The sequence below is a fragment of the Planktothrix sp. FACHB-1365 genome (assembly GCF_014697575.1).
Lineage (GTDB): Bacteria > Cyanobacteriota > Cyanobacteriia > Cyanobacteriales > Microcoleaceae > Planktothrix.
In genome coordinates, this window is record NZ_JACJSC010000005.1 from 214,192 (window position 1) to 228,312 (window position 14,121).

Consider the following 14,121-nt stretch of genomic DNA (forward strand, 5'->3'; position numbering starts at 1 on the left):
ATGTTATGAGTCAGCTAGGGATGGATCTGATATCAGTAGGAACAATGCTCCTCATTGTGGTGATTGTGATCCTTCTGATTCTTTATTTTCGAGGGGTTTTTCGAGACAAACACCACTATCAGGTTAGAAATTTACCCCCACCCACCGCCGATAATTTCGCCTTTACGATTGCCTGTTTATCGGATTCCTACATTACCGCCGGACAAGTTACTGGGTTTTGGGTGGAAGCCGATCAAATTTATGCCGCTCGACTGGATGCCATTCGCAAAGCCCAAACGGTGATTCAGTTTGAAACCTATATGATGACACCGGGGCGACGGGCTGATGAGTTTGCAGCCGCCTTGGCTGAACGTGCTCAAGCGGGGGTTAGAGTTCAACTGTTAGCGGATAATTATGGGAGCCAATCGATGTCTGCGGACTATTGGCAACGGTTGGAAGCCTCTGGGGTGGAAGTTGAATTATTTAATGAATTAAGTTGGAAGGATTTAAGCCATCATCTCAAACGCAATCATCGGAAGTTATTGTTAATTGATCAACATCTAGCGATGATTGGAGGGGCGGGAATTTCTGATGAGTGGGATGGTTTAGACGGGAATGATTGTTGCTGTCCTTGGTTTGACTATGAAATTGCCTTTGAAGGCCCTCTAGTTGCCCGGTTACGGGGTATTTTTCTGCAACATTGGATGGATGGTGGCGGTGTGGCGGATTTGGCCTTAGATCCTCTGGTTTTGACTCCTGAACATGATCCCAAGGTGATTATTACCCCCGGAGAAGATCCGAGTTATCGAGATTCGGAAATTCGCTCTTTATATCAATCTTTAATTCAGGCTTCTCAATATCGACTTTGGATTGCTAGTCCCTATTTTTTACCTGATCCGAGTTCCCGTAGAGTTTTATTTGAGGCGAAGCGCAGAGGGGTAGATATTCGGATTTTAACGATGGGAAAAACCTGTGATAAACCGTTTGTTCATTATACGTCCCGTGAATTGTACGGTTATTTATTGCAGGGAGGAATTGAGATTTATGAATATCAAAAAAGCATGATGCACGCTAAGGCTTGGTTAGTTGATGATCATTGGGTGAGTTTAGGTAGTGCTAATTTTGATCCCCGTAGTTTGTTTAAAAATGATGAGTTAAATATTTCTACGTCTGAACCTGAAGTTATTCCCCAAATAGAAACGTTTTTTACACAGGGTTTTGCCAATAGTTATTTGGTGAATCGCAAAGATTGGCAACGTCGCTCTAAATTGGAACGGTTAATCGGACAATTCTGTTTATTATTTTTCTGGCAACTTTAATCAGTTGTCAAGTATCCCCATCATCAGTTATTAACCTACAATAAACAACAGTACCCAAATCCGGTTTCCTCAGTGATTTCCTCTCCTGTGTTGGATGATGTAGAGTTGCACTAAGGTTTAATGCTTAGTTGCATTGCTCCCTTTACCATAATTGGGGGAAGTGTAAGGATTAACGATGGGTACTGTTGTTTATATTCGACTTCGACGAAACAGATTGTTTTGACGTTTAACAGCGTAACCTACCTCCTAGTCAGACTGAGGAATTTCCTCGTTTATAATATATCAAAGTTGGAGTTGTAAACTTGTTAATTACGAAGCTACATTGCTCCCAGTTGATTCACTTGAGGAAATATCAGCAACCAAAGGAAGAGGTGCTGCGGAAGATGACAGACGTTAGATGAAACAGTATTTTTACCTCCTAATTTCACTCAATTTCGATGCCCAATAAAACGTTTTTATGACCTCCTTTTAGATGAGATATAACCGTTTGAACATCGTTTGCTTATCTGTCAGGGAAGCTTTCTTTGCTTCTGTTAATACTGTAATAAACCTCCCTCTGAATTGCAAGTGAAATCAACTAAAGTTAATCATTCCATTCATTAACACTCTCTCAAATGTAAACTTAAGTAACATTAAATTCCGAGTGCAATAGGCTTCTAATTTGGATACAGAGGGAATAGCCACTGCTCAAACCGTTAATCAAGATTAACTCAAAATATGGCCCAACCAAAATCGAAACTATTGCTTGAGGCTGCAATTTCAGCGTTTCGCACTCAGATTGAAGTTCTTCGAGAGGAACATTAACAGATGTCTATTGACCTCGATATGCGTCCCAGGCGATCGCAGAAGCCTAGCGTCACCAAGCTCGACAAATGGTACAACAGTCCGCAATGCGATCGCAGCCTTGGAACAATAACGGTACTGGAAATAGCAGCAATAGTTTTAAAATCCAGTTTAAATATTGATCAGCTTAAGCCCTAAAATTAAAGATAGAGAGCCCTGAAGGGCTCACTACGAATTAGAGGATTTCTCGTCCTAAATAGGGTTGTAAAACGTCAGGAATACGGATGGTTTCATCAGGTTGTTGATAATTTTCTAAAATTGCAGCCATAGTGCGACCAACGGCTAACCCAGAACCATTTAACGCATGAATATATTGTGTACCTTTTTTACCCGCTTCTTTAAAGCGAATATTGGCACGTCGAGCTTGAAAATCTTTAACATTGGAACAACTAGAAATCTCGCGATAGGTTCCCGCCGAGGGCAACCACACCTCAATATCATAACATTTGGCGGCGGAAAATCCTAAATCTCCCGTACATAATTCTATCACCCGGTAAGGTAATTTTAACGCTTGTAAAACCCCTTCAGCATCCTGTACTAATTTCTCATGTTCTGCTTCTGAAGTGTCAGGATGAACCAGTTTCACCATTTCCACTTTATTAAATTGATGTAACCGAATTAACCCCCTGGTATCTTTCCCATAACTTCCGGCTTCTCGGCGAAAACAAGGGGTATAAGAACAATGATAAATGGGTAATTGTTCCGCCTCTAAAATCTCATCTCGATACAAATTCATGACGGATACTTCAGAGGTCGGAATTAACCATAAATCATCGGAATCACATTTAAAACTTTCTTCGGCAAATTTCGGTAGTTGACCCGTTGCCGTTAAGGAGGTACTATTAACTAATAACGGGGGCATGACTTCAATATAACCGTTATTTGTATGGCGGTCTAACATAAATTGAATTAACGCCCGTTCTAAGGCAGCACCTGCACCTTTTAACGCTACAAATCTCGCTTGAGCGACTTTAACCGCCTGTTTAAACTCTAATAAATTTAGTTTTTCGCCAATATCTGCATGATGCAAAATATTAGGATTTTGGGGAATATATTCATCTCCCCAGCGTCTAACTTCTACATTCTCTCGTTCATCTTTTCCTACCGGAGTAGATTCACTGGGTAAATTGGGAATGGGTAATAATAATTGAGTGATTTGAGCATCAATTTCTTTTTCCTTTGGCTCCAATTCACTCAACTTTACTTTCAGTTGTTGACCTTCTTCTCTTAAGGCTTTAATTTCTTCCCCTTTAGGGTCACATCCTGATTTAATTTTCTCCCCAACTAATTTACCAATATCATTACTTCGGGTTTGCAATACAATGCGTTCCTGTTCCAGTTGGCGACGTTGTTCATCTAAGGTTAAAATCGGTTGCAAATCATACTCGCCTCGTACCTTTAGGCGGTCTTGCACTGCGGCTGGATTTTCCCGAATTAATTTAATATCTAACACGGCGTTCCCTTCAATACTGCTTGATTTTGGATTATGGGTTTATCTTTATAGTCTACTCCATTCGGGCAACATCAAATAGAAGGGAACCCAAAAGTTATCGATTCATCAATTATCTCCACCCTTCCCAAGGGGTAACTTCCAGCAGTCCAGAGGGAGATAAGACCACCTGAAATTGAGCAAAAGATTGAAGGGAAGATTGAGCATCCGGTTGGAACAAGGGGGCGGTTTTTTGCATTTCCTGAACAGCGGCTGAGTTAAAGGGTTTATAGGCAATGATTTTGCCTTTTTCATTTAAAACAACTTGATAAATCAATAAATTTTTAAGCATTAGATTAGCTTGCCAACGTTGATCAATTATATCATAAAGTTGTTGATTTAAGTGTTGAATTAATTCCTTATTAGTAATCGGTATAGGTGTTTTTTGTACCAAAGGTTGAGGATGAGGCATTGACCAAAGTTTAATCGTTTCATCCCCACTAGCACTCGCTAAAATTGTACCTTCAGGATTAAAGACTAATGACCAAATAGGATGATGATGTTCGGATAAATGGTTTAAGAGTTTCCCCGTAGTGGGATTCCATAAATTAATGGTTTTGTCATAACTTCCACTCGCTAAAATATCTCCATTGGGGCTAAAAACAACGGATAAAATATCTGCGGAATGGTGATTTAACGAATGCAGAACTTTCCCGGTTTTAAAGTTCCACAATTTGACGCTATGGTCTGCACTACCACTAGCTAAAATTGTACCATTAGGACTAAAAGCTAAGGCGTGAACCGCCGCAGAATGCTGCATTAAGGTATAGTTTCCTTCATCGGTTAAAGACCAAATTGTAATATTACCATTTTCGCTTCCCGTTGCTAAAGTTTGACGATCAGGACTAAAGGCAATTGAAGTCACCCAATCTTTATTATCAAGGATTTTTAGAAGTTGACCTGTAGACAAATTCCACAACCGAATGGTGTGATCTGTACTCCCAGAAGCTAACAATTTCCCATCGGGACTAATGGCAATTGCTTTAATATCATCGCTATGACCTTTAAGGGTTTGAATCAGTTGACCTGTTGTAAAATTCCACAGTTTAATTTCATTATCCCAACTCGCACTAATGATCACTTTTCCGTCAGGACTCAGCGCTAAAGATTCAACGGCATCAACGTGAGCATTTACGGTTTTTTGTAATTGACCTGTTTGCAAATTCCAAATTTTAATAAAACCGCCATAACCTCCACTAATTAATGTTTGACCATCGGGAGTCATTGCGATCGCATAAATCCATCCTGAATGATCTTTTAAGGTTTGCATAGAGGACAATGATAAACTTGATTTAAGCTCAGGGGATGTTGCATTTAATCTTGAGAAATTCTTTGCTAATGTAACACCCATAATAACTGCGGTTGTCATTGCTAAAACTGTTGAAATTTTCCAATTAATTTGTTTGATAAACATCTAAATTTTCTCCATTAATCTTGTAGAAAAAAACGGGTTTCTGAGCGAGATCTTTAGATATAAATTAAATTTTTTTACAGAAACCCTGTTTTTGAGAATTGCTTTGATGATGAACAATCCATTGACGATACAAAAATAAAATAATAACGATTAACATTGACACCATGCCAAAGGGTGTTAAATATGTCCAATGGTGAGCCATAATTGCCCAAATATGCCAGGTTAATAAAAACATTGCCCAATACGTTAACTGTTGTAATTTCTTCCAATTTTTCTTAAGGCGTTTAACACTCCAATCATTAGAAGTAATTGCCAATAACGTAAAAATCGTTAACGTTGAAGTTCCTTGAAAATAGAACCAATAGGTTTTAATATCTAACCAATCAAAATTTCTTTGTTTAATATAAATATAAGCATGACCAACCGCTAAACAAAATGATAAAAGACCAATCCAACGCCGATATTTCAACAACCATTTAGGAATCCCTGTTTTAGTCGTGGCTGGGAAAACAATTCTTAACGTGGTTGGAAGTAATGTTAGAATATAAGCACCAACCGCTAAAAATCCTAATAAAGCTGCAAAGGAAACTGGATTAAATTCAAGTTGAAATAGTTGCATGGCTGAATTCCCTCATCCTGAATAGTTCTATTAAGCCAAGCTATAATTACCACTTCCTTTCACGGAGATTACAAATTTGTAATATTACAAGCTGATTAATCCCATTATTATTAAGGAAGCTTTTATCAAATTCTCATCCAATTCTCATCAAACTTATGAATGTCCTGTTGATTGAAGATCAACCCAAAATCGCCAATTTTGTACAAATGGGTTTGAAAGAACAAGGGTTTGTGGTTAACTATTGTGACAACGGCGATGACGGGTATTTAGAAGCGATGAACAATGACTATGATGTAATTGTTCTCGATATTATGATCCCCGGAAAAGATGGATTAGCCATTCTCAAAAGTCTCCGCAAAGCCGGACGGAATATTCCGGTTATTTTACTTACCGCACGCAATGAATTAGAAGACCGACTGGAAGGACTTAATTTAGGTGCAGATGACTATATTTCTAAACCTTTCTTTGTCGAAGAATTAATCGCGCGAATTCATGCAGTTGTCCGTCGGAGCATCGGAGAACGCCAAAATATTATTGCTTATGGTGCTCTAAAATTAGATCGAATTACCAGAGAAGTGACCTGTAATCAACAAATTGTTGAACTCACCACTCGTGAGTTTAATTTATTAGAATATTTAATGCGATCGCCGGGACGAGTCTTAACTCGAACACAAATCTTAGAACACGTTTGGGGGTATGATTTCAATCCCAATACCAATGTTGTCGATGTCTGTATTCAACGCATTAGAAAAAAAATTGATTGTATCGGAGGAAATGATTGTATTGAAAGCGTGCGCGGTGTAGGTTATCGCTTTCGGAAACCGGAGTCATGAACATGAAACACCACTCTTTTCGAGTCCGTATTGCGCTGTTATCTGCAACCCTAACCGGAGGGTCTTTAATCGCCTTTAGTTTAGGATTTTGGGGGCTAAATTATAATGCTCATCTCGCCCGTTTAGACGCAGAACTTAGAAATCAACTATTACAAAGTGATCATATCCAAGGACAACCTTCATTACAGGTTTATGAAACTCAATTAAGCCATCATTTTAAGGATATTCCTATCACTATTTGGGTCATTGATAGAGAGGGTTTTACTCAATATCGCTCCCCCAATATGCCAAATTTTAACCTCGAAATTTCTGATTTTCCCCCATTTCCCTTACCTCCCCATCATTTAGATTTTCCCCATACTCCCGATAGGTCTCGTCCCCCCGATTTTCCCGATGCTCCCCGTCGTTTGCGCCGTCCTCCCCGTAATTTTGAACCCCATTTCCCTCCCCCTCCTCCTGAAGCTAAAATTATGACCCGGCGGTCTTCTTCGGGATTGTGGCGTGTTGGTTTAGTCACGTTTCCCCATCAAAAAGTTGCGATCGCTGTGAGTTTCAGGGGTATTGATCAGGAAATGGCATCAATGCGGAATGGGTTTTTAGTGTCAATTCCTATCCTATTATTAATGATTGTAGGTGCTTCTTGGCTTTTATCCAGTAGTGCATTACACCCGATTCAACGATTAACAAAAAGTATCCGACAAGTGACAGCAAAAGGACTAGATCAGCGTGTTCCTATTAACACAACAGATATTGAATTTGTCGAATTAATTCAAGTGTTTAATCAAATGTTAGAACGTTTAGAACGTAGCTTTAAACAAGCGTCTCGCTTTAGTGGAGATGCGGCTCATGAACTCAAAACTCCCCTGGCTATTCTTCAAGGAGAATTAGAACAAATGTTACAAAAAGCAGAAACAGAATCATCCACACAGCAAGCCTTAAGTCATCTTTTAGATGAAGTTAGACGTTTAGGAGGAACAACCCGAAAATTATTATTATTATCCTTAGCTGATGCTGGACAAATGCGATTGTATCAAACCCCGGTCAACTTATCTTCAGTGTTAGCAGACCAGATAGAAGATATAGAATTATTAGCACCGGATTTAATACTTAAAACAGATATTAATCCTGAACTCATTGTATCAGGAGATCAAGATTTATTAACCCAAGTATTACAAAATTTAATTGGTAATGCGATTAAATATAATTTGCCGGAAGGTTGGATCAAAATTCAAGGTTATCAACGGGGGAAAAAGGTTATTATTACTGTTACTAATACCTCTAAAGATATTCCTCTTAAAGATCGAGATCGTTTATTTGATCGTTTCTATCGAGGTGATCCGGCGCGAACTCGCCAAATTGAAGGGATCGGATTAGGATTAAGTTTAGCACGAGAAATTGCCCGCGCCCACCAAGGAGATCTAACGTTAGATCCCCCTCAATTGGGTCAAACCTCGTTTACCTTTACCCTTCCCCAAGCGGGGTCAAAATAGATGTGATTTTTGATAAATTTATCTACAATATCATTACCTCTTAATTGTTATTGTTGTTTATGAATCCCACTGTAGAAACCCTAAACCCCTCTTTGAACACATCAACTTCTTGGAAAATTAAATTGCTTTATGATGGTGAATGTCCCTTATGTTTACGAGAAGTGAATTTTTTACAGAAACGGGACGCAGGACGAGGATTAATTGCCTTTGTTAATATTAGTGATATTAATTATCGTCCTGAAGATCATGGCGGGATTTCTTTTGAAGCCGCAATGGGACGAATTCATGGCTTACTTCCTGATGGCACAATCATCCAAAATTTAGAGGTATTTTATCAAATTTATCAACTTCTGGGACTCGGTTGGATTTATGCACCCACTCGTTGGCCATTAATTGGCCCCGTTATGAATACACTTTATCAAATTTGGGCTGACTGGCGACTAAAGTTAACAGGACGGCCCAATTTAGCCACATTAGTTAAACAGCGTCAGGACTCTTTAACCTCTGAAACCCCATCAGAATGCCGTTGTCAGCGTTAATTGTCGTCAAACTTCCTGCAAAACAAGGGGTTTTTACACTAGGGGGTGACACCCCTCATTTTATGTGTTATACTTCAATTATTAAGTAGATGCACCCTGAATTTATCTCCCGCAGTGCGAACTGAGAGGGAGATTTTTGTTTAGATTGGTTTTCAACTCCTATGGTGTCTTTCAATCCTAAAGGACGATTCAGCCGACCTATCTTCCAATATGGTCTTCTAGCGCTGATGACTTTAATACTCGGTGTATCTTTACCCCAGTTACCGTTTTGGGATCATTCCCCTGTTCCCCACTCCGGGAAGGAAGTTTTGGTGCGTCAATTCCTGTCCCATGCGTCCGAACTCGCTATCCGTTATCAACAAAATCAAACGATTTCTTCCGTTTCCACCCAGAATTAAATAACCTCAATAAAAAACCACCTCGGAATTTACCAAGGTGGTTTTTTAGGGTGTAGGGGAATGGAGCATATGGGAATCGAACCCATGTCCAGAACAAGTATTTACTCCTTGCTCATTCACAGACTTAGCCTTTCTGATCCTCAAGGCGGGAACCCCTCATTATCCCGAAGGGTGGGATGCACTGGTTAAATCTTAGCTAACTCTCAACCAGAGGAACGAAGTTAGAGCATCCGTTGGGGGTTGGTCTATTGTCCTTAACGGAGTCAAACGATAGACGCTCGAACCTACAAGAGGTGTTTAGGCAGCAACAGCGGCTGATTTACGAGCAAAAGGAACGATATTGTTCGCAGTTACATTTTGTTTGAGCCTGGATTTACGAGAGGTGACTCACTCTCGGCCTGCATCACTTGGTAGCTTTCCTTACCCTGTCGAAACCAGTAATGCCCCTTGCACTATTACTATACTAGACAATATTTTTGCGATCGTCAAGTTCTGGTTAAAAAATTTTCCGAGAAGCAGCACAGAAGCGATCGCAACTCTTACACTATGTATGGTCTAGTGATCTTTGCTAAATTGTAATAAATTTAAGGGAAATAACGCCTTGAAGCTAGGATATTTTCACCATGTCTCAAACCTATGAAGTCTGGAAAACTGCTGAACTCTCTCAAGCCTTTTTAGAGGGAGTCCGAGGGGCAATTCCCTTAGCGGCGGAACAAATTGATATTTTATTAAGAATACTCAGAAAAGCTCAACCTCATCTCGATAGTTTTTTAGATTTAGGCTGTGGAGATGGAGTTTTAGGACGATCTATTTTAAGGGAATATCCTCATGCAAAAGGGGTGTTTTTAGATATTTCTGAAACAATGGTTCAAGTGGCACAAGAGAAAGTGGATCAGTCTTCGGGAAATCTTACTTTTATTTTACAAGATTTTAGCCAAAAAGATTGGGTTAATCAACTTCAAAATCAGGCTCCCTTTGCTGCTATTATATCCGGGTTTTCAATTCACCATCAACCGGATGAACGTAAAAAAGAATTATATCAGGAAATTTTTGATTTACTCAAACCCGGAGGTATTTTCCTCAATTTAGAACATATTGCCTCAGCGACTCCTTGGGGTGAGCAGTTATTTGATGAATTATTCATAGATTCTTTATATGCCTATCATCAACAATTAGGCAATAATTTATCACGGGAAGAAGTCGATCAAAAATATTATAATCGATCAGATAAAACTGCCAATCTTTTAGCTTCTGTTGAATTGCAATGTGAGTGGTTACGGGAGATGGAATATCAAAATGTAGATTGTTTTATGAAATTATTTGAAATCGCCTTATTTGGAGGAATAAAACCCTAACTCAGGTGGATGTCTTCTGGAATATAGGGTGTAAAATAGTCTTAATTCCTAAAGTTTTCTGACTGATTTAGATTTGTTTCAAAAGTAAAGCCTATAATAGGAGAACTATTTTACTGGATTGACTATGAAACTTTCCTCTGATATCAAGATTCCTTTCCCCCGTCCCCTCGTCTTTAATACCTATCGAGATCGATTAATTGAGGTTGTTAATTTATTACCCCCTAAAAATGCTGTGAAGTTAGTTTCTCGTCGCGTTGAAGGAGATACGGTTTATACGGTTTATGATTGGGAATCATCAGAAGATGTTCCAGCGCTGTTTGAAGATATATTAAAATATGACAAACTGCGCTGGACAGAATCAGATACTTGGAATGGGCAGAATTTTACCTTAGATTGGCACATTAAAACCCAAGCTTTTACAGAAGCATTCCACTGTTCGGGTAAAAATACCTTTTTAGAAGATAAAAATTCTACCTTAATTCAAACGCGAGGAGAAATTGAACTAGACCCAGATAAACTAGAGGGAATTCCTGTATTTCTCAGAAGTCAATTAGCAAATGTATTTGAGGAAGTTCTAGGAAAGAAACTTGAACCCAATTTAATCGAGATGGGGAAAGGAGTACAAAAATACTTAGAAAAACATAAATAAATTTTACTTTCTCCAGAAGTTATTCAGTTCTGAGGGTTGGGGGATGGTTTCGACCTGGGAGACTAAACTGTCATTCAGGAAACTGTCACCCTAGCCATAAATTGGGCTACACCTGCTATGATCAGTTGGCTACTAATTGTAATTTCTGAAAACGGATAGGTTGTTGTTTTTTACAAATTCTAAACCTTCAATGGCAAAATTGGCTTCTTCCAAGATTGAATTGCAAAATCGTCAAAGGGTACTGCTTCAGGTTCAAAAAGAAGTAAAGCAGTATCGGTTACAGTCGTTACATCGCGCCGTTTTAACGCATTTAGCACAGGAAACTCCCCCCTTAAAAATGCGACGAATTTGGGATGTGGAGTTAAAAGTTAGCCATCATCCCAGTGTTCGTTTAACACCGGATACGGGAATTATTCAAATTTTTGATCGCTTGAATGGGAGATTATTAATTTTAGGTGCTCCGGGCTCAGGAAAAACAACAACGTTAATCGGATTAACTAAAGTATTGGTTAGTCGCGCGGAAAGGGATACGGAAGAACCTATTCCGGTTTTACTAAATTTATTAACCTGGAAAAATCCACAACAAACTCTCGCGGATTGGATTTTAGAACAACTTCATCTGAAGTATGGGATTGCTATTAATCAGGGTGAAAATTGGATGCAGCAACTAAAAATTTTACCCTTATTAGATGGATTAGATGAACTTCCTTTCGCAAAACAAGTTCAATGTATTCAAGAGATTAATCAACTGTTAAATGGAGAGATCGCACCGTTACATTTAGTCGTTTGTGCCAATGTTTTAAGTTATCAAAAACTTCCAGAACGCTTAGTTCTCAATGGTGCAATTTTTTTACGTCCTTTAACCTCTCTCCAAATTCAAGATTATCTGATTAATTCTCGTAGTCGAGAATTGTGGCAAAATATTGAAACCGATGAACCGTTATTAAAGTTAGCAAAAGTTCCGTTATATTTAACTATGATGACGTTAGCTTATGAAGAAATTTTAATGATGTCTTGGAAACATCTAAATTCTTTTGAAGAACAACGTCAGTATTTATTTAATGCTTATATTCGTCGTCAACTGCATCAAGATATTTATAAATCAGAATATCCTCCAGGAAAAGCCCCGAAATCTGAGAGTTTTAGACGGTGGTTAGGATGGTTAGCAACTCATCTTAAAACCGATGAAGCCACAGAATTTTGTGTTAAAAAAATCCCGATCCATTGGTTAAATGATGAAGGACAAAAGCAACGTTATAAATTAACTTTAAAGATAATTTTAGGGTTAATCTGGGTGATGATTTTGCTGATTATATTAGCTGGAGTTATCTTACGTCAAACTCCACTATTAATTATGGGAATGGGTCTAGGATTATTGTTTGCAATTTTATTAGAAACATCAGGTTTAAAGGAAACAATAGAACAGTTTGCTATTCGATGGGTTTTGTGGAAAGATGGGAATATTCCTTGGAATTATCAACGGTTTTTGAAAGATTGCAGTCGTAAATTATTGTTACATAAAATAGGCGATCGCTATCGTTTTATTCACCGTTTATTACAGGAACATTTTGCAAATAAAATTTAAGAGTTAAACTAGAATAATTGAAGTCTTTGTTATGTTGAGTGAAATGAAGCATCTCAGAAAGTGTTTATTGTTGACGCAGACTTCAATACCTTGGACAATCCATATCATAGAAAATTAATCTTGACAAGAGGTTCTATTTGGTTTACTATAGTTTTCGTGAATCGAAGCGGGAGTCAAAAACTGGGGGGATTCACGAAAAACGCCAGAACCTCGACAATTAAATAGTTTTTATTGTTGAGTTAGGTTAATTATTGCCAATCTCTTGCAATAATGAAGGCTGAAATGAGGCTAAAAATGAGGTTCACGAAAAGTGGCTTCAAAATGCCTACTCTATCCCAGTTTCAGGGGACAGTCTTTCAACTAATAGAATCCCGTTCGCGGGACTGAAACAAGCAGGAAGCCAAGCAATAATACAAGAAATTGCTTTACTTTCAACTAATAGAATCCCGTTCGCGGGACTGAAACAAGAAAATAGTCAATGAATCTGCTTTTTGAGGGGATACTTTCAACTAATAGAATCCCGTTCGCGGGACTGAAACTGAAGATTAAGGAACTATTAGAGCGTTACAATCTTAACTTTCAACTAATAGAATCCCGTTCGCGGGACTGAAACACTTATACAATATTTGCAACTGAGTCTGAAATGTCAAAGTGCGCTTTCAACTAATAGAATCCCGTTCGCGGGACTGAAACATAACTTTTTTCGCATTTCTAACTAATTTCTTGTGTTCACTTTCAACTAATAGAATCCCGTTCGCGGGACTGAAACACAGTTTTAGGTAATCCTCCTAACTTCTGTGCTAATTCGTGCTTTCAACTAATAGAATCCCGTTCGCGGGACTGAAACAACCGCCAGTTAACTTATTAACTCCCCTAGAACAACTTTCAACTAATAGAATCCCGTTCGCGGGACTGAAACCTGGCGATCTCCTTCGCCGCACAAGTTTTCCCGCTTTCTTTCAACTAATAGAATCCCGTTCGCGGGACTGAAACGATTTTGAGTCTTCTTCCTCGGTGAAGGAAGCGGGTTTGCTTTCAACTAATAGAATCCCGTTCGCGGGACTGAAACGCAAAAATAGCCCCAAGAAAGAAGCAAGTTAACTGCTTCTTTCAACTAATAGAATCCCGTTCGCGGGACTGAAACACAAAAACACCACCGGGAAACTGTTACATTCACACCTTTCAACTAATAGAATCCCGTTCGCGGGACTGAAACATCCCTTAAAACTTGTATATTCTGATTTATACCCATATTTACTTTCAACTAATAGAATCCCGTTCGCGGGACTGAAACATCTTTCATCTGTTACAATGTCCTCAAGTGTTAGGTTCTTTCAACTAATAGAATCCCGTTCGCGGGACTGAAACTTACCCGCAATAAAACTGATAGTCTGGTGATCTTTTTCTTTCAACTAATAGAATCCCGTTCGCGGGACTGAAACTTGATTTAAAAGTCATTAAACCAGATGACAAAACCGCCTTTCAACTAATAGAATCCCGTTCGCGGGACTGAAACTAAACAAAAGCGGGCTTTCCCCAGGATATTCGATACTTTCAACTAATAGAATCCCGTTCGCGGGACTGAAACGTTAAAACATCCAATAAACCA

Annotated in this window: 12 protein-coding genes, 1 other RNA gene and 1 CRISPR repeat array (1 of these 14 only partly in view); of the genes, 9 read left to right on the top strand and 4 right to left on the bottom strand. The window is 38.8% G+C overall.

Features of this window, described 5'->3' with window-relative positions; all coding sequences use genetic code 11:
- Positions 1–20 precede the first annotated feature (20 nt).
- Both H6G57_RS09515 and H6G57_RS09520 read left to right on the top strand, forming a co-directional pair.
- Positions 21–1,298: a phosphatidylserine/phosphatidylglycerophosphate/cardiolipin synthase family protein gene (locus H6G57_RS09515; protein WP_190517961.1), complete on the top strand. Its 1,278-nt coding sequence runs from the start codon at positions 21–23 to the stop codon at positions 1,296–1,298.
- Between the two features lie 807 nt (positions 1,299–2,105).
- A complete protein-coding gene (locus H6G57_RS09520; protein ID WP_190517963.1) occupies positions 2,106–2,279 on the top strand; it encodes a hypothetical protein in 174 nt (57 codons plus the stop codon).
- A 37-nt stretch (positions 2,280–2,316) separates the two neighbouring features.
- Here the strand turns inward: H6G57_RS09520 and serS are convergent, their stop codons facing one another.
- The 3 genes from serS to H6G57_RS09535 all read right to left on the bottom strand — a co-directional run bounded on the left by serS (position 2,317) and on the right by H6G57_RS09535 (position 5,663).
- The gene (gene serS / locus H6G57_RS09525) at positions 2,317–3,594 is read right to left on the bottom strand and encodes a serine--tRNA ligase (RefSeq protein WP_190517965.1); all 1,278 of its coding nucleotides are present in this window, start codon (positions 3,592–3,594) and stop codon (positions 2,317–2,319) included.
- 109 nt (positions 3,595–3,703) lie between these two features.
- On the bottom strand, positions 3,704–5,044 hold the full coding sequence (locus H6G57_RS09530) for a WD40 repeat domain-containing protein (protein ID WP_190517967.1): 1,341 nt from the start codon (positions 5,042–5,044) through the stop codon (positions 3,704–3,706).
- Between the two features lie 64 nt (positions 5,045–5,108).
- Complete coding sequence (locus H6G57_RS09535) at positions 5,109–5,663, bottom strand: ferric reductase-like transmembrane domain-containing protein (protein WP_190517969.1); 555 nt, start codon at positions 5,661–5,663, stop codon at positions 5,109–5,111.
- A gap of 155 nt (positions 5,664–5,818) precedes the next feature.
- Between H6G57_RS09535 and H6G57_RS09540 the strand changes: the two genes are divergently transcribed.
- From H6G57_RS09540 to H6G57_RS09555, 4 genes are all read left to right on the top strand, one after another.
- Complete coding sequence (locus H6G57_RS09540) at positions 5,819–6,496, top strand: response regulator transcription factor (RefSeq protein WP_190517970.1); 678 nt, start codon at positions 5,819–5,821, stop codon at positions 6,494–6,496.
- A gap of 2 nt (positions 6,497–6,498) precedes the next feature.
- Complete coding sequence (locus H6G57_RS09545; RefSeq protein WP_190517972.1) at positions 6,499–7,986, top strand: cell wall metabolism sensor histidine kinase WalK; 1,488 nt, start codon at positions 6,499–6,501, stop codon at positions 7,984–7,986.
- Positions 7,987–8,045: 59 nt separating this feature from the next.
- Entirely contained in the window at positions 8,046–8,525 is a 480-nt protein-coding gene (locus H6G57_RS09550; protein WP_190517974.1) for a thiol-disulfide oxidoreductase DCC family protein, read from the top strand.
- 161 nt (positions 8,526–8,686) lie between these two features.
- A complete protein-coding gene (locus tag H6G57_RS09555) occupies positions 8,687–8,923 on the top strand; it encodes a hypothetical protein (RefSeq protein ID WP_190517976.1) in 237 nt (78 codons plus the stop codon).
- 58 nt (positions 8,924–8,981) lie between these two features.
- On the opposite strand, the gene ssrA is transcribed toward H6G57_RS09555, so the two are convergent.
- Positions 8,982–9,370: a transfer-messenger RNA gene (gene ssrA / locus H6G57_RS09560) on the bottom strand.
- A 176-nt stretch (positions 9,371–9,546) separates the two neighbouring features.
- Here ssrA and H6G57_RS09565 point away from each other — a divergent pair.
- The 3 genes from H6G57_RS09565 to H6G57_RS09575 all read left to right on the top strand — a co-directional run bounded on the left by H6G57_RS09565 (position 9,547) and on the right by H6G57_RS09575 (position 12,512).
- Entirely contained in the window at positions 9,547–10,278 is a 732-nt protein-coding gene (locus H6G57_RS09565) for a class I SAM-dependent methyltransferase (protein WP_190517978.1), read from the top strand.
- 124 nt (positions 10,279–10,402) lie between these two features.
- The gene (locus H6G57_RS09570) at positions 10,403–10,927 is read left to right on the top strand and encodes a hypothetical protein (RefSeq protein ID WP_190517979.1); all 525 of its coding nucleotides are present in this window, start codon (positions 10,403–10,405) and stop codon (positions 10,925–10,927) included.
- Between the two features lie 190 nt (positions 10,928–11,117).
- Entirely contained in the window at positions 11,118–12,512 is a 1,395-nt protein-coding gene (locus H6G57_RS09575; protein WP_190517981.1) for an NACHT domain-containing NTPase, read from the top strand.
- Positions 12,513–12,865: 353 nt separating this feature from the next.
- A CRISPR array of direct repeats spans positions 12,866–14,121; the repeat unit is 37 nt; unit sequence CTTTCAACTAATAGAATCCCGTTCGCGGGACTGAAAC (it continues 125 nt past the right edge of the window).

Bases quoted from the DNA above. Each gene is read 5' to 3' on its own strand.
- H6G57_RS09550 (WP_190517974.1), top strand. From the start codon at position 8,046: ATGAATCCCACTGTAGAAACCCTAAACCCCTCTTTGAACACATCAACT.
- H6G57_RS09515 (WP_190517961.1), top strand. From the start codon at position 21: ATGGATCTGATATCAGTAGGAACAATGCTCCTCATTGTGGTGATTGTG.
- H6G57_RS09520 (WP_190517963.1), top strand. From the start codon at position 2,106: ATGTCTATTGACCTCGATATGCGTCCCAGGCGATCGCAGAAGCCTAGC.
- H6G57_RS09575 (WP_190517981.1), top strand. From the start codon at position 11,118: ATGGCAAAATTGGCTTCTTCCAAGATTGAATTGCAAAATCGTCAAAGG.
- H6G57_RS09530 (WP_190517967.1), bottom strand. From the start codon at position 5,044: ATGTTTATCAAACAAATTAATTGGAAAATTTCAACAGTTTTAGCAATG.
- H6G57_RS09545 (WP_190517972.1), top strand. From the start codon at position 6,499: ATGAAACACCACTCTTTTCGAGTCCGTATTGCGCTGTTATCTGCAACC.
- H6G57_RS09565 (WP_190517978.1), top strand. From the start codon at position 9,547: ATGTCTCAAACCTATGAAGTCTGGAAAACTGCTGAACTCTCTCAAGCC.
- H6G57_RS09570 (WP_190517979.1), top strand. From the start codon at position 10,403: ATGAAACTTTCCTCTGATATCAAGATTCCTTTCCCCCGTCCCCTCGTC.
- H6G57_RS09535 (WP_190517969.1), bottom strand. From the start codon at position 5,663: ATGCAACTATTTCAACTTGAATTTAATCCAGTTTCCTTTGCAGCTTTA.
- H6G57_RS09555 (WP_190517976.1), top strand. From the start codon at position 8,687: ATGGTGTCTTTCAATCCTAAAGGACGATTCAGCCGACCTATCTTCCAA.
- H6G57_RS09540 (WP_190517970.1), top strand. From the start codon at position 5,819: ATGAATGTCCTGTTGATTGAAGATCAACCCAAAATCGCCAATTTTGTA.